This window comes from Mycobacteroides salmoniphilum, assembly GCF_004924335.1.
Lineage (GTDB): Bacteria > Actinomycetota > Actinomycetes > Mycobacteriales > Mycobacteriaceae > Mycobacterium > Mycobacterium salmoniphilum.
In genome coordinates this window covers 3,169,378-3,184,558 of sequence record NZ_CP024633.1, presented here as the reverse complement: position 1 = coordinate 3,184,558, position 15,181 = coordinate 3,169,378, and the positions used below count along the sequence as shown (strand labels likewise).

The following is a 15,181-nucleotide window of genomic DNA, read 5'->3' as shown; positions in this document are numbered from 1 at the left end:
GCGCGGACGCGTTTACAGCAACCCGTGCGCGCGCAGATCCGATATGTACTTGGAGATGAGCGCGCGGTCGATATGTGGAATGTCGGCGCTGTCCCCGTCGCTCCCGATCTTGTAGTCCTGCACTGCCTTCCGGAACATGTCGGTAGGGGTATCGGCACCACGCCGCGGGTGGCCCGGCGCGCGATAGGCGTCCAGGAGGGGAAGCACCGAGCTGCGCCGCAGTTCGTCCGGCAGGCCCCGTAGCGCCGTCTCGAAGCGGGACAGCCATTCGTCATAGTCGTCGATGATGTCGATGGTGTGACCGTCTTCGATAAGCCAGTCGACGAAGGTGTCTACGGATATGCCGTCGTCGTGCGGGTTCATGACGTCGTACGAGCGGAATCCCTCGGAGTTGGCCAGCCCCAGGGTGGTGATCGCCTCGGTGACGAAATCCACCGGCAGCCCTTCGTAATGCGCTCGCGGACGGTCTCCGTCGGAGCCGCCTTGGTAGAAGCTGCGCGGTGCGATTCCGGTGAGAACGAGGCTCAGCAGCATGCGGGTAAAGGCATCGGTGACGTTGAGCTGACCGCTGTACAGACGGTGGGTGAGGATCATGTCGGAGCGGAAGACGCTGGCCGGTAGGCCGCATAGATCGTGCGCCTCCCGCAGTAGCACCTCGCCGGCCCACTTGCTATTGGCATAGCCGTTGGCGTAACCCGCGCCGATATGGCGAGTCGGGCTCACCGTGCGGATATCGCCGTCCTCGTCGAAATTGGGCACCGCCATGGCGACTGCCATCGTTGACAGGTAGGTCACCGGCTTCATTCTCGTCGTCAATGCCAAGCGGATAACCTCTGCTGTGCCAAAGACATTGGGACCGAACAGCTGGCTGTAGGGGAGCACGTGGTTCACCAGTGCGGCCGGATGGACGATCTTGTCGACCTCGCGAGCCAATTGCTCCCAGGTCGCGTCATCTAACCCGAGGCGGGGCTGCGCGATATCGGCGGCGACTACCCGCAGATGTCGCCGAGCCAGCGCGCGGAATTCGTCGAGCAGTGTCTGATCGGTGTCGCCGTATGCAGCCTCAAGACGGGCGAGGGCGTCGTCGTTGTCATCGCCGCGAACCAGACAGATCAGTTGTCCATCGGACTGTGCCAACCGCTGCAGCCACTCCAGGCAGAGGAATCTGCCGAGATACCCGTTGGCCCCGGTGAGGAGAACCGTGTGCACGGCGCTGGAGGGGGCGGGAAGTGTGGAGGCATTGCCGAGCGTCTCGGCGTCGATGAATTTGTCGAGAGTGAGCTGATCCGCGTTGATGACGGCCGCGTCCGGTCCGTGCACACTGGTCGCGGTGGCCACGTTGCTCTCGCGGGCGGTCTCGATATAGGCGGCGAGCTTACGCAGATCGGCCGCGGGACCGGTGATCACACCGACCGGCACGTCGACGTCGAACAAATCGCGCAGCAGGTTGGAAAAGGTCAACGCCGACAGCGAGTCTCCGCCGAGATCGATGAAATGGTGGTCGGGACGCACCGCGTCCGAGGACATGCCGAGCAGTGCCTGGGCGGCCTCGGTGACGGTCTCGATGATCGGTCGCTGCTGTGCGGTATCGCGTAGCAGGCGTAGCTCTTGGACGCGGGCCTCGGCGAGGTCGGCATATAGCTGTTCAAGTCGACTGCCGTAGTGCTCGATCATCTTGGGGCGTATCGGCTTACCCACCGCCGCGAGCATGCCGCTCTCGATCGTGAACGGGGTGGTTTCGATGATGAAGTCGGCCGGAAGTTCGTACGAGTGCAGATGGTTGGCGCGGGCGGTCCGCTGTAGCGACTCCCGGATTGAGTTCTTCATGTCGATGGGCGAATTGGTGTAACGCTGCAGTGTCTCTTCGGTGGGCACGATGACTGCCAACAGGTACGCGCGTTCACTGTTGCCGTAGACGAAGATCTGGCGAACCAGCGGTGCGCCGACGTACACCGTCTCAAGGTTCGCCACCGCGACGAACTCACCCTGGGCGAGCTTGATGACGTTGTTGCGCCTGTCTACGTACACGAGCTCGTCGGGCGCGATCTCCGCCATGACATCGCCGGTTCGGTAATAACCGTCGGCGTCGAACACCTCGGCAGTGACATCGGGACGTTTGTAGTACCCGGGTGTCGCGGTGGCACTCTTGACCAGCAATTCGCCACGCGGATAGGGCTTATCGGTGGTGTAGTACCCCAGCTCGGGGACGTCGACGAGTTTGTAGTCGAGTACCGGCGGACGGGAGATTTTGCCATCCCGGAACACGCCGCCCACCTCAGTCAAGCCATACAGATCGAGTAGGTGGAAGTTGAGGGAGGATTCCAGGAACGTCTTCATTTCGGGGGACAGCGGCGCCGTGGCGAGCATGCCCGCGACCACACGCCCACCGAGAACATCCTCGCGCAGTTCGGTTTTGGCCGTGCGGTCGGCAGAGGTGGCGTTGGCTCCCTCGGCGATGAGTGCGTCGACACGGGTTTGGTAGTGCTGGAAGAGCATGTCGACCACTCGCGGTACCACGCCCATGTGGGTGGGGCGCACTAGCTGCCAGTCCTCGAAGAGTGTGGATAGATCGCTCTCCGGAACGAAATAGCATGTGCCGCCGGGAATGAAGGCGGTGAGGAGCCCAACTCGACCGGCGAGGTGGTTGAGCGGCAGGAAGTTGACGTTGATGATGGGGGTGTCCCGGTTGGGTGCCGCACCCGAGGACCAGAAACGGGTCACCGTCCACTCGGTGAACGTCGCGCCTTTGGGTGCGCCGGTACTGCCCGAGGTGTACATGATCAGTGCCGTGCGCTGATCGTCGCCGGCCGTGTAGAGCACGGGCTCGGGCAGTTGCCGTCCCTTCGCGATGACGTCCGCGAGTGACTCGACGACGACCTTCATGCCGGCTTCCTGTAGGCGGCTCCTTGCCGCGGCGAGCTTTTCGCGATGATCATCAGTGTCAGGCCGGTAGTCGAATACCACCACCCGCCGCAGATCTGTAAGCCCCAGTGCTGCCTCCACCGCGAGATCGAGACTGTCCGCGCTCGCCGCCACCAGCCGCGGACTTGTTTCCTCCAGCATCATGCGCAGCTGGGCCGCTGATGCGTTGTGTTGCAGAGGAATCGATACCGACCCGTTCATGAGCGTGGCAAGGTCAAGGGTGACGTAGTCGGGGCTGGAGAAGCCGATGGTGGCAACGAAGTCGTCGGCACCCATGGCGTTCGGGCCGTGCTGCCATTCGGCGAGAATGGCCGAGATGTTCTCGCGGAGCTCGCCGTAGGTGATCGTCTCGAAGGCGGGGAGCAGCCGATCGACCGTGCGGCCGGTGGCGGGGTCGACGACCGATTCGCGGGATCGGAAACCCATGACGGGCCGGTTGGCGTAGCCGGTCAGGAGAGCGTGCAGTACCTGCGACAACCGCAGTCCGGGCACCAGCAGGGAATCCATCACCTCAGGGTCGGGAATGGCCGCCTGAAACTGGGGGTCGGACTCGACCAGCTTCGCCGCCAGGGCCGCGGCATCGGTCATGGTGTGAGTCCCTTCTCTCGCCGAACAGACATGTATCGCGCAGGTATCTCGGGATTTTGCGTGCAACAGTTGTCTGCTCGCGGAATCGAGGTTAGCGGTCCGGCAGCGGACGCTCGACGATAACGCTGCGGCCCAACGGCTCCCGTTCGCGGCGTTTGGCGGCCAAGTACACCTGCGCTGTTTCGTCGGCGACGGTGGCCCAGTCGAAGTCCGCGGTGAGCCGGGCCCGTGCCGCCACGGCCCGCTCGGCGGCAGCGGCCGGGTCATCGAGGGTGCGTTTGACCGCATCCGCGATGCCTGCCACATCGCGTGGGGTGAAGGACAATCCGGTCTCGCCGTCGATGACTGCTTCGCCCAGCCCGCCGACGGTCGAGGTCACTAGGGGAGTACCCGCGGCCGCGGCCTCCAGCGCCACGATGCCGAACGGCTCGTAATGGCTGGGCAACAAGATGGCGTCCGCGCGATGCAGCCACTGCAACAGACCCTCGTGGTCCAGGTTGCCCAGGAACTGAACGGACTTGACGACCTTGTGCTTGCGCGCCTGTTCGAGGAGCCAATCCTGCTGCGTGCCATCACCCGCGACCGCCAACACCGTTCCCGGGTGCGAGCGGCGAATTTTCGGCAGCGCCGCGATGGCGTCGTGGATGCCCTTCTCGTACTCGAGCCGTCCGACGAAAAGCAGCACCGGCGCGGACCCATCAGAGGGCAGTCGGGGAGCGAACACCCAACGGGTGACATCGATTCCGTTGCGGATGACGTGAACCTGCGGCAGTTCCGGCCCGAACAGCTGAGTTACCTCATCGAGCATCGAGGCCGAGCACGTGATCAGCGAGTCCGATTCGCGGGCCAACCACCATTCCACCGAATGCACCTGCCGGCTGATGCGTCCGGATACCCAGCCGCCGTGTCGGCCTGCCTCGGTGGCGTGCAGCGTCGACACCAGCGGCACGTCGAAGTGCTCGGCCAGGGTGATCGCCGGGTGGGCCACCAGCCAGTCGTGCGCATGGACCACGTCGGGGCGCCAATCGCCGGACCCTTTGAAGCCCAAGGCCAGTCCGGCGCGGACCATCGCATGCCCCATGGCCAGCGTCCAGGCCATCATGTCGGTGCCGAAGTCGAAATCGTGTGGATCCTCGGCAGCCGCGACCACCCGGACACCTTCAGAAATCTCGTCGGATGTCGGGTGGCTCGCCGGGTCCGTGCCTGACGGGCGACGGGTGAGCACCACCACCTCATGCCCGGCAGCGGCCAGCTCGGTCGACAGGTGATGTACATGCCGGCCTAACCCGCCGATAACCACGGGTGGGTACTCCCACGAGACCATCAGGATTCTCATTGATGAGCCTCTCGGGCGAAGACCGTGTTCATTGATGAGCGGGCGAAGATCGTGTTCATCGTGGCAGCCTCCGCGCATCAAGCGCGCCGAACAGCCCGTCCGCGCGGTTCCAACCGTCCGCCAGCCGGATTGCCGCATCGTGCCGTCCGCCGGCCAGCGCGTCGGCAATCTCACGGGTGGCGTGTGCGTGCAGATGCGCGCGGTAACGCGCGTAATCGGCGGCCGAATCCTTACTGACCATGAACGGCCAGTCGCTGGACACCGTCAGCAGTGCCTCGCGCAGGATCTGATCGGCGACCCGATTCCGGGTATGCGGCGCGGGTTGTTCACTCAGGGCCTTGTCTACTGCGGTGAGTGCGGTGTCGACCACCTCGTTGTTCAGCTGCACGAGGTCGGCCACCTTCTCGCCGTTCCACACATGCCAGTCCTTACCCGAACCCCATGAGCTGGCAGGTAAGTCGAAGGGCTTGCCCACGTAGCCCCGTTCACGGGCCTGCTCCAGGGTGCCTACATGGATACCGGCTTCGGGCAGGGCACGCAGCACACGTTCGAGCCACATCGGCCCCTCGTACCACCAATGGCCGAACAGTTCGGTGTCGAAGGCGGCGATGACATGCGCGGGCCGCCCGATGCGGCCGGACTCGGCGATGAGGCGCTGGCGCACGGTGTCCACGAAGTCGCGGACGTGGACGTCAATCGCGGCATCCGCACGCTCAGGGTCATACGGCGCCTTGGCTTCCGGAGCCACGTTGCGTCCGGTGACCCGGGCGGGCTTGAGGCCGGTGTCGTGGTCGTAGGTGTGGAAGTCGCGGTACGCGGCATGGCCGGGATATCCGGACTTGGGTGACCACACGCGGTAACTCACCGTCAGATCGCGGCCGAACGCGACCACATCGGAGTCGCCCACGGGGCGGCCCAGTGAGGTATCACCCTGAAGGGACGGACCATCCACCATGAAGTGGTTGACCCCGGCGGCCGCGTAGCCCTCCTCCATGCCCGGGGCGTAGGCGCATTCGGGTGCCCAGATGCCGGAGGGTGCATGGCCGAAACGCTGTGCGGCATCGGCCAACCCCTCGCGCAGCGCGAATTCGCGCAGCCGGGGGTGCAGCAGCGGCTGGAACGGATGTGCGAGCGGGCCGCCCAGCAGTTCAATGGCTTTCGCATCGATGAGGCCGCGCAGCTGGCCGCTGCCACCGTGGCGCCAGCACCGGTCGAATTCGTCAAGGGCGTCCGTGGCGCTGCGGTATTCGCGAACGCCAAAGGCCCGCAACATCTCCGGGTTCGAAGCAGTGCCAGGCTCCGCGTCGGTGCTGGTGATGGTGGCCGCCTCGAAGGCGCGCAACTGCCAGTTGGCCAGCCAGCTGTGCAGCCCGGTCAGGCAGTGTGGGTCGTCGAGCTGCGCGGCTACCACTGGGGTGATACCGAGGGTGATCAGGCTCTCCCGGCCCTCAGCTGCCAGTGTCCGCAGCACCTTGAACAACGGCAGATACGAGGCCGACCAGGATTGGTATAGCCATTCCTCGCCGACCGGCCAGCGACCGTGATTGGCAAGCCACGGCAGGTGCGTGTGCAGCACCAGCGTGAATAGCCCAGGAACCTTCTCCGTCACGCGATCACCGGTCTATCACCGCTATGGAAACCAGATCCAGACTCTGGTCAATGTCGCGTTCCCCCGCGTCGACAATTTCGAAATCCTCGGTGGTCAAACCTGTGATGTCGGCGAGCAGATCCTGCGGCCACGGCGCGCCGGCGACCGCGCGCTCGATCTGCGCGTCGATGATCGAGCCGCCGTACTTGGCGTCGAGCTCGCGAAGTCGTGGTCCGTGAAACACGCCATTCATCGACTGCACCGAAAAGCCGTTCTCTACAAGGAGCTCGGTGAGCTCGGCGGCATTCAGCTCACGGGTGTGGAACGGATTCAGCGGGGTATCGCGCCCAGGGGAGAAGGTGATGCGATTCGGGGTGCTGATCAGCAGCGAGCCACCGGGGCTGAGTACACGCGCGCACTCACGGATGAACTGGCCTTGATCCCATAGGTGCTCGATGACCTGGAAGTTCACCACAACATCCACAGCGCCGTCGGCGAGCGGCAGGTCTGCCAGGTTTCCGGCGCGCATGTCCACGCGGGGATAGCGGGCCTTCACATGCGCGATCGCGGACTCGTCGTAGTCCAGGCCGATGACGTGCTCGGCCACTCCGGCCAGCATGTTGGCGCCGTAGCCCTCACCGCTGCCTGCCTCCAACACCTTGCGGTCCGCACAGAGTCTGCTGAGCCGCTCGTACACCACTTCGTGGCGGCGGAACCAGTAGTTCTCCTCGGCGATCCCGGGCACGGTCCGCTCCCCGGTCAGCGCCAGGGCGTCCGGGTCATCGGCTGATGAGCCGCTTGCGCGAAGAGGGTCAGCCGGGTGCGGGTCGGTCAGGTGCGAGTTCATCGTTTGGCAGGCTATCGGGTGAACACCGTGTCTTAATACTGGTGGCCCAGATCACAGGCCGGAAACCAGGAGTGAACCGGTTATGGTGTACGGGCGAACTCCGTATATTACCCGTGAGTAACTTTGTTCGCCGGATTAGTCACGAAACGTGACAGTGCGACTGGCGTAGTACGGGCGCGCACGGAACTACCACGCAATAGCTAGCAGACAGCGAAGAGGAAGGACGATCGGAGACTTATGACGAACATCGCGGTCCTGATCAAGCAGGTCCCAGACACCTGGTCGGAGCGAAAGCTCACCGACGGTGACTTCACGCTCGACCGGGAAGCCGCCGACGCGGTACTCGACGAGATCAACGAGCGTGCCGTCGAGGAAGCGCTGCTCATCAAGGAGCGCGAGGGTGGCGACTCGGTCGTGACCGTCGTCTCGGCAGGTCCGGAAAAGGCCGCCGAGGCCATCCGCAAGGCTCTGTCCATGGGTGCCGACAAGGCAGTTCATCTGCTGGACCCGAGCCTGCACGGGTCCGATGCCATCCAGACCGGCTGGGCACTGGCCCGCGCGCTGGGGCAGGTCGAGGGCGTCGAGCTGGTCATCGCCGGTAACGAGGCCACCGACGGCCGTTCGGGGGCCATCCCCGCGATCATCGCCGAGTACCTGGGTCTTCCGCAGCTGACGCACCTGCGCAAGCTGACCGTCGAGGGCGGCGTCGTCAAGGGCGAGCGCGAGACAGATGAGGGCGTCTTCGAGGTCGAGGCGACTCTGCCGGCCATCGTCAGCGTCACCGAGAAGATCAACGAGCCGCGCTTCCCCTCCTTCAAGGGCATCATGGCCGCCAAGAAGAAGGAAGTCGCCGTACTGACCCTCGCTGAGATCGGGGTTGAGGCCGACGAGGTGGGTGTTGCGAACGCTGGTTCGACCGTGCTGTCCTCGACCCCCAAGGCCGCCAAGACCGCGGGCGAGAAGATCACCGACGAGGGCGAGGGCGGCACCAAGGTCGCCGAGTTCCTGGTTGCGCAAAAGATTATCTAGAGCAGATCATTCCGAATAGAACCTGATTAAGAGAAGGCATACGCAATATGGCTGAAGTACTTGTGCTCGTTGAGCATTCAGAGGGTGCACTGAAGAAGGTGAGCGCCGAGCTCATCACCGCTGCCCGCGTCCTGGGTGAGCCCTCGGCCGTGGTGGCTGGTCCGGCCGGCACCGCCGCGCCGCTGATCGACGGTCTCAAGGAGGCCGGCGCCGCCAAGATCTACGTCGCCGAGTCCGACGTCGTCGACAACTACCTGGTGACCCCCAAGGTCGACCTGCTGGCCAGCCTGGCCGAGACCGCTAGCCCCGCCGGCATCCTGATCGCCGCGACTACCGAGGGCAAGGAGGTGGCCGGTCGGCTGGCCGCACGCCTGGGCTCGGGCCTGCTGACCGATGTCATCGAGGTGCGCGAGGGCGGCAAGGCCCTGCACTCGATCTTCGGTGGCGCGTTCTCCGTCGAGGCCCAGGCCAACGGCGACGCCCCGGTCATCACCGTGCGTCCGGGTGCCGTCGAGGCCGCACCGGCCGCCGGTGCGGGTGAGCAGGTAGCCGTCGAGGTGCCCGCGCCCGCCGAGAACGCCACCAAGGTCACCTCGCGCCAGCCTGTGGTCGGTGGAGATCGTCCGGAGCTCACCGAGGCCAACATCGTTGTGTCCGGCGGTCGTGGTGTCGGTAGTGCGGACAAGTTCAGCGTGGTCGAGGAGCTCGCCGATTCGCTGGGTGCCGCTGTCGGTGCCTCGCGTGCTGCGGTCGACTCCGGCTACTACCCGGGCCAGTTCCAGGTGGGCCAGACCGGCAAGACCGTGTCGCCGCAGCTGTACGTCGCGCTGGGCATCTCGGGTGCTATCCAGCACCGCGCCGGGATGCAGACCTCGAAGACCATTGTCGCGGTCAACAAGGACGAGGAAGCCCCGATCTTCGAGATCGCCGACTTCGGTGTGGTGGGCGACCTGTTCAACGTCGCACCGCAGCTCACCGAGGCCGTGAAGGCTCGTAAGGGCTAAACCACCCCATGGAGCCCTGGAGCCGCCCCGCCGGCGACATCCAACCTCAAGGGGCGGCTGACGGTACGCCACTGGACTATCCAGAGCCTCGACCACCGCGTCGAGCGCCCTGGATAGTCCTTTCGGCGTTTCTGGGCATCCTGGTGGTGGGGCTGGTGGCCGCCGTCGTGACCGTTGGCTCGCAGCGCAGCATTGCGGGCATGGCGATCATGGCGCCGGGAGAATCCCCGGTGACGCAGAGTCGGACGTCGACGCCGCCCGGCTCGACCCCAGGGGTGATCCCTCCGCCGAACGGGTCACAGGGGCCGCTCGGAGGCGCGACATATGGGCCGGGCGAGAAACTCCAGCCCATCTCGATGCCCACCTACGTGGCGTTCAATTTCAACCTGCCCGCGGGGTGGGGGTGCATGCACACCGAGAACAAACCGCTGGATAAGCGCATCACGTGTATGGACGAGGCCAACAAGGGCGGGGCGGCCGGCTGGATCGGGTCGAGTCGGTGTGCGGACGGCTGCGCGCAATCCACGCAGGTCAAGGTGCGTGCGAAACTGCCGGTGGACGCGCAATCCTGGAAGCCGATCGACGATGTCACGTCGTACGCGCGGATGACGGGCACCCTCGGAAACGGTATGCGCGTGGTTCGCATCGCGATGACATGTGCCTTCGCATCGACTTCCGGCGGATCGCGCGACACCCTGGCGGTGGCCATGCTCACCGGCCCGCCCGAGACCGAGGACACCCTGCAGAAGATCGTGAACGAATTGCGGTCGCGAGTTCCGGCTTAGACGCCGTTGCGCAGCTGCCTGCGTGAGGTGATGCCGCGCTTGGCGAAGACCTTCCGCAGATGCCATTCCACGGTGTGTGCGCTGATGAACAGCTGGGCGGCGATTTCCTGATTGGTCAGACCCTGACCGGCCATCCGGGCGATCTGTGCCTCTTGAGCCGTCAGTGTTTGAGCAGAGGCGGCGGATGAACTGGCGGAACGTTTCCGCACTTTCGCGCCCGTCGCGAGAAGCTCGCGCTGCGCCCTCCCGGCGAAGGCCTCGGCGCCCATACCGGCGAAACTTTCGTGTGCCACTGCGAGTACGGTGCGGGCGTCGGCTCGTCGATGGCAACGGCGTAGCCACTCTCCGTAGATGAGGTGTGCCCGGGCCAGATGGACGGAAATCCTTGTGCTGGATAGCCGTTCGATCGCCTCGCGGTAACAGGCCTCTGCGTCGTCGTCGACGGCGAGCAGTGCCCGGGAGCGCGCGACCATGCCCCTCGCCCAATCGCTGTCGCCGGCCACTGCCCGCTCCTCCAGTTGGTCGAGTGCCTTCGTGGCGGTGTCATGCTCGCCGCAGCGCACGGCCGCCTCGATCAGTTCGGTAAGACACCAGCTGTACAACCCGAGATCCTCGTGCTCGCAAGCCCTTCGCGCCGCGTGGAACGCGAGCTCGTAGCGGCCGAGGCCGTTGTTGAGCACACCGGCCGCGTAACCCATCGCGCCGAGCAGTCGGCCCTCGCCCCTGGCCGCGCCGTCGCGCATGGCGGCATCGATCAGTGGGATCGCCTCGGGTTCCGTACCGCGCCAGGCCGCCAAGATCAACGAGTGATATCTGATCGGAGCGTGACCTGTCGCCGCGGAGATGGCGTCGGCCTCCTGGACAAGCTCTGCCGCGGCATCAAGTTCGCCGGCGTGCACATGCACTCCAGCGCGGTAGATCAGTGCCGAGGGGAGAACCGACAGCGCACCGATATCACGGGCGATTTGTACCGCGCGGGTTGCGAGGTGATGCCACATCTGGTCGTCCCACACCTCATGTGTGGCTGATTCGAGGGCAATGGGAAACGCTTGCCACATCCAGCTGGTGTTGCCGGGACGGTCGGCTTCACGGCGGATCAGATCGAGGGCGTCGCGCAGCGTCTGGGCGCTTGCCGCGGCCCCATGGGTGATTCGCATCGCCAGGCCATCGAGCAGAAGGTCGGTCGGCCGTGGGGGCTGCGACCCGGCCGGCGCCAGCCGTGCGGGTTCGGCCACCTCGACGGCGCCACCGCGCGGACAGAGCCGGCCGCCGTACATGGCCGCCCCCACCGCGTCCAGGTAGGTCTCCCGGGCCAGGTCGTCGTCCAGGTTCTCCAAGTCCTTGGCGGCCTCCAGCAGGCCGATCGCGGCGCTGGACACCGTCGTGGAGCCATCCGTGCCCACCCGGCTTTCCGCGAAGGCGATCTTCGCGCGCAGGCGGGCTGCTCGTGCCCGCGCCAGCGGATTCAGCGGAGCCATGTCTGCGATGGCGAGCAGTTCGCGGGCGGCGTCGTAGGCCGCCGCATCGTGTTTTGACTGGGCCGCGGCCAGCGCCCGTAACCCGCGTTGTGCCGGATCCGAGGTGAGCTCGGTGGCCCGTTGCAAAAAGGCCGCAGCCGCCAGGATGCCGCCCCTGGCCTGTGCGCGGTCGGCCGACTGCTCAAGTTCGGCGGCGATCGCCTCATTGGTGCCCGCCGCGGCGTGCGCGCGGTGCCATGCTCGCCGATCCGGATCGGTTACCGGATCTGTGGCCTCCGCCAGCGCGCCATGAATTCTTCTGCGTTCCAACGGTTCTGCGCTTCTGTAGATGGCGGACCGCACCAATGGATGGCGAAAGCGGACCCGGGTGCCCAACTCGATGAGATCGGCGCCCTCGGCGGGTGCGAGCGCATCCATCGAGATTCCGAGCCGTTCGGACGCCCGCGCCAGTAACGCCGCATCGCCCAGCGGATCGGTCGCCGCGGTGAGGAGCAACGTCTGCGTCTCGGTGGGCAGCTGCCGGACCCGCCGCAGGAACGCTTGCTCGATATGTCCGGTCAGGCGACCGCCGTCGGGCCATCCGAATCCGCCCGCGAGTTCCTCGGTGGTCAGATCCCGCGGGAGTTCTAACAGGGCCAGCGGATTGCCGTGCGTCTCGGCGACGATGCGGTCACGAACCCGATCATCGAGGAGCCCCGGAATCGCGGAGTCCAGCAGCGCGCCGGCGTCGGCCGCCCGCAGGCCACCCACCGTGAGCTCTGGCAGTCCGGTCAGCTCGTCGTCGGAACTACCGCGCACCGCGAAGAGCGCGGCGACCGGTTCACTGGCCAAACGCCGCGTGGCAAAGGCCAGTGTCTGCAACGAGACTCGGTCGAGCCACTGGGCGTCATCGACCACACACAGCACGGGCTGATGTTCGGCTGCCGCGGCCAGCAGACTCAACACGGCAAGCCCGATCAGAAACCGGTCGGGCGCAGGTCCGCTGCGTATCCCGAAGGCGATGTCGAGCGCCTCGCGTTGTGGACTGGGCAATGCCTCGAGGTGGTTCGACAGCGGCCCACAGAAATGTTGTAAACCGGCGAACGCGAGTTCCATCTCGGATTCGACGCCTGCGGTGCGCGCGACGCGAAATCCTTGCGCTTCTTCGAGTGCGTACCCGAGGAGCGCGGTCTTGCCTATTCCGGCTTCACCCCGTAGGACGAGTATCTGACTGGGGCCCGATCGTGCGGCCGCGATGAGCCGCCCGAGTGACGCGCACTCGGGCGCTCGACCGCGCAAACGCGATCCCGGGTAACTGTTGACCAAGTGCTCCGCCGAATTCGATGAATAGGGTGGAAGTTTACCGAGCTGCCGATTCACCCCAACGACTACGTGCTTTCCAGGGTTCGAATCCCGCGCCGAGCTGCGAACGTTGCATGGGTGACGAGAAAGGTAATCGCAGAATGAAAATCACAGTTGTTGGTGCCACCGGCCAAATCGGTTCCCGGGTGGTTTCTTTGCTCACCGCCGATGGTCATGACGTGGTCGCGGCATCGTTGTGCTCTGGCGCGAATGTGTTGACCGGCGAGGGGCTGGTGAACGCGCTCACCGGATCGAATGTGGTTATCGATGTTGTCAATTCTCCCTCGTTCGAGGACGGGGCGGTCATGGATTTCTTCACCGCCTCGGCGCGCAATCTCGTTGACGCGGCGAACCAGACGGGCGTCGGTCACTACGTCGCGCTCTCCATCGTCGGCGCGGATGGTCTGCCGGACAGCGGATACATGAGGGCGAAAGTGGCGCAGGAGAACATCATTACCGAATCCGGATTGCCCTACACGATCGTGCGGGCCACCCAGTTCCAGGAATTCGCCGAGGCCATCACCGACACGCTCGTTGTCGGAGATGAGGTTCGCGTACCCGATGCGAGAATTCAGCTGATCGCCGTCGATGATGTGTCCGCACAGGTGGCCCATGCCGCGGAGGCCGAGCCTCGTAATGGCATCATCAACATCGGTGGGCCAGAGAAGTTTTCGTTCGCCGAGATGGCACAGGCGGTGCTTGACGCGCGCGGCGACGACAAGCCGGTGGTGGTCGACTCCGCCGCCACCTACTTCGGGACTCCCGTGGACGACTTCAGTCTGGTCACCGGTGATGACGGCGTGCTGACCCAAACGCGATTCGCCGACTGGATGGCCCGCCGATGATGGCGAACGACGACCTGATGAGTGCACTTACGGTGCTGCAGACCGTGACGCCGCCGGTGATCCCGTCCGATGCCCACGTGATGACGGTGGAGATCGAGTGGCCGGCCGGCAGTTCCGGTACGCCACCGCATCGTCATCCAGGTGGTCCGGCGTTCGGATATGTGGTCGAGGGAGAGATGCTCTTCGAACTCGAAGGACAGGCACCGCGGGTGGTCAAAGCCGGTGAAGCGTTCTGGGAGCCGGGCGGTGATGTCATCCATTACTCGGACGCCAACAACCGTGCGGACGCGGCGCTGCGCTTCGTGGTGACCATGATGTGCACACCCGGTGCGCCGATGTTAGTGCTGGTCGAGGAGGAGGAACTTCGGCAGCGCGCCGATGCGCGAGTGCCCGCGTAGCGTCCGTTAGCTCCGTGTTTGCCTTAGGGATTCACTGACGCAAGCATGCATTGGGTGTACTGAACGCTGCAATTAACGGATCGTGCATGGACACGACACGCTTCCGATGCCGTTCCGCCGCATAACTCCGCGAATCTCGCAGTCATGAGTACCGCTTCAGTTCTCATCGCCGCAGATCAATCCATCTCAGACGTAGCGGGGGAGGCTGGGGACGCTCCACTAGGTCCTCGGTACACCCTGCTGCTGTCGAACGATCCCGCCGATATCGATGCCGTGCAACGGCTTCGATACGACGTGTTCAGCAGCGAGCCGGGATTCCAGCTCGCGAGCACCCCGGCAGCGTTCGAGGGACGCGACGCCGACCGCTTCGACGAGCACTGCGATCACCTACTGGTGCGCGAGGATACCTCGGGTGATGTGGTGGGCTGCTACCGGATGTTGCCCCCGCCCGGTGCCATTGCCGCTGGAGGACTTTACAGCGCAACAGAATTCGACATCAGTGGGCTTGATGCGCTGCGTCCACAGCTTGTCGAAATGGGTCGGGCGGTGGTACGGGGCGATCACCGCAATGGCGCGGTGGTGCTGCTGATGTGGGCGGGAATTCTGGCCTACCTGGACCGCTGCGATTACACCTACGTCACCGGATGCGTATCGGTTCCCATGCGAGACAACCCCGAACAGGCGCCCGGCAGTCAGGTGCGTGCCGTGCGCGACTTCGTCATGAAGCGGCACGCCGCGGCGCCGGAGTACACGGTGCGCCCCTACAACCCGGTCGTTGTCGACGGGATGGGTCTCGATGACATCGCTCCGCCCGCCAAGGTGCAGGTTCCCGCGCTGATGCGTGGATATCTGCGGCTGGGCGCGAAGGTTCTCGGCGAACCCGCGCACGATCCTGACTTCGGCGTGGCCGACTTCATGGCACTGCTCAACAAGGACGAAGCCGACGTGCGCTATCTCAAACGGCTGAGGTCCGTCGGGGCGGCGTCGGAAATCGGTGCGGCGGCGGCTGGCCAGGAGTAG

General features: G+C 65.2%; 11 protein-coding genes. 6 read left to right on the top strand and 5 right to left on the bottom strand.

Annotated elements, in window-relative coordinates; translation table 11 throughout:
* Positions 1-12 precede the first annotated feature (12 nt).
* The 4 genes from car to DSM43276_RS15810 all read right to left on the bottom strand — a co-directional run bounded on the left by car (position 13) and on the right by DSM43276_RS15810 (position 7,281).
* Positions 13-3,510 (bottom strand): carboxylic acid reductase, encoded by a 3,498-nt coding sequence (car, locus tag DSM43276_RS15825; protein ID WP_078329699.1) that lies wholly within the window; start codon positions 3,508-3,510, stop codon positions 13-15.
* A 91-nt stretch (positions 3,511-3,601) separates the two neighbouring features.
* The gene (locus DSM43276_RS15820) at positions 3,602-4,846 is read right to left on the bottom strand and encodes a glycosyltransferase family 4 protein (protein ID WP_078329700.1); all 1,245 of its coding nucleotides are present in this window, start codon (positions 4,844-4,846) and stop codon (positions 3,602-3,604) included.
* A 55-nt stretch (positions 4,847-4,901) separates the two neighbouring features.
* Positions 4,902-6,455: a 1,4-alpha-glucan branching protein domain-containing protein gene (locus tag DSM43276_RS15815; RefSeq protein ID WP_078329701.1), complete on the bottom strand. Its 1,554-nt coding sequence runs from the start codon at positions 6,453-6,455 to the stop codon at positions 4,902-4,904.
* A 4-nt stretch (positions 6,456-6,459) separates the two neighbouring features.
* Positions 6,460-7,281, bottom strand: coding sequence for a class I SAM-dependent methyltransferase (locus DSM43276_RS15810; protein WP_078329702.1), 822 nt, complete (start codon positions 7,279-7,281; stop codon positions 6,460-6,462).
* A gap of 237 nt (positions 7,282-7,518) precedes the next feature.
* Between DSM43276_RS15810 and DSM43276_RS15805 the strand changes: the two genes are divergently transcribed.
* From DSM43276_RS15805 to DSM43276_RS15795, 3 genes are read left to right on the top strand one after another with little or no spacing between them, the layout of a single operon-like run.
* Complete coding sequence (locus tag DSM43276_RS15805) at positions 7,519-8,310, top strand: electron transfer flavoprotein subunit beta/FixA family protein (protein ID WP_078323923.1); 792 nt, start codon at positions 7,519-7,521, stop codon at positions 8,308-8,310.
* Positions 8,311-8,357: 47 nt separating this feature from the next.
* Positions 8,358-9,314 (top strand): electron transfer flavoprotein subunit alpha/FixB family protein, encoded by a 957-nt coding sequence (locus DSM43276_RS15800; protein ID WP_078287425.1) that lies wholly within the window; start codon positions 8,358-8,360, stop codon positions 9,312-9,314.
* An 8-nt stretch (positions 9,315-9,322) separates the two neighbouring features.
* Positions 9,323-10,099, top strand: coding sequence for a hypothetical protein (locus DSM43276_RS15795; RefSeq protein ID WP_136629104.1), 777 nt, complete (start codon positions 9,323-9,325; stop codon positions 10,097-10,099).
* Here DSM43276_RS15795 and DSM43276_RS15790 read toward each other — a convergent pair.
* Complete coding sequence (locus DSM43276_RS15790; protein ID WP_234803035.1) at positions 10,096-12,813, bottom strand: ATP-binding protein; 2,718 nt, start codon at positions 12,811-12,813, stop codon at positions 10,096-10,098. The genes DSM43276_RS15795 and DSM43276_RS15790 overlap by 4 nt on opposite strands.
* A 206-nt stretch (positions 12,814-13,019) precedes the next feature.
* Here DSM43276_RS15790 and DSM43276_RS15785 point away from each other — a divergent pair, with 206 nt between their 5' ends.
* From DSM43276_RS15785 to DSM43276_RS15775, 3 genes are all read left to right on the top strand, one after another.
* Complete coding sequence (locus DSM43276_RS15785) at positions 13,020-13,763, top strand: SDR family oxidoreductase (RefSeq protein ID WP_078329704.1); 744 nt, start codon at positions 13,020-13,022, stop codon at positions 13,761-13,763.
* Positions 13,764-13,780: 17 nt separating this feature from the next.
* Entirely contained in the window at positions 13,781-14,161 is a 381-nt protein-coding gene (locus DSM43276_RS15780; protein ID WP_234803030.1) for a cupin domain-containing protein, read from the top strand.
* Positions 14,162-14,305: 144 nt separating this feature from the next.
* Positions 14,306-15,181 (top strand): GNAT family N-acetyltransferase, encoded by an 876-nt coding sequence (locus DSM43276_RS15775; protein WP_078329705.1) that lies wholly within the window; start codon positions 14,306-14,308, stop codon positions 15,179-15,181.

Excerpts from the sequence above, each read along its gene's own strand:
- car (WP_078329699.1), bottom strand. The coding sequence starts at position 3,510 with ATGACCGATGCCGCGGCCCTGGCGGCGAAGCTGGTCGAGTCCGACCCC.
- DSM43276_RS15820 (WP_078329700.1), bottom strand. The coding sequence starts at position 4,846 with ATGAGAATCCTGATGGTCTCGTGGGAGTACCCACCCGTGGTTATCGGC.
- DSM43276_RS15810 (WP_078329702.1), bottom strand. The coding sequence starts at position 7,281 with ATGAACTCGCACCTGACCGACCCGCACCCGGCTGACCCTCTTCGCGCA.
- DSM43276_RS15805 (WP_078323923.1), top strand. The coding sequence starts at position 7,519 with ATGACGAACATCGCGGTCCTGATCAAGCAGGTCCCAGACACCTGGTCG.
- DSM43276_RS15800 (WP_078287425.1), top strand. The coding sequence starts at position 8,358 with ATGGCTGAAGTACTTGTGCTCGTTGAGCATTCAGAGGGTGCACTGAAG.
- DSM43276_RS15795 (WP_136629104.1), top strand. The coding sequence starts at position 9,323 with ATGGAGCCCTGGAGCCGCCCCGCCGGCGACATCCAACCTCAAGGGGCG.
- DSM43276_RS15785 (WP_078329704.1), top strand. The coding sequence starts at position 13,020 with ATGAAAATCACAGTTGTTGGTGCCACCGGCCAAATCGGTTCCCGGGTG.
- DSM43276_RS15780 (WP_234803030.1), top strand. The coding sequence starts at position 13,781 with ATGAGTGCACTTACGGTGCTGCAGACCGTGACGCCGCCGGTGATCCCG.
- DSM43276_RS15775 (WP_078329705.1), top strand. The coding sequence starts at position 14,306 with ATGAGTACCGCTTCAGTTCTCATCGCCGCAGATCAATCCATCTCAGAC.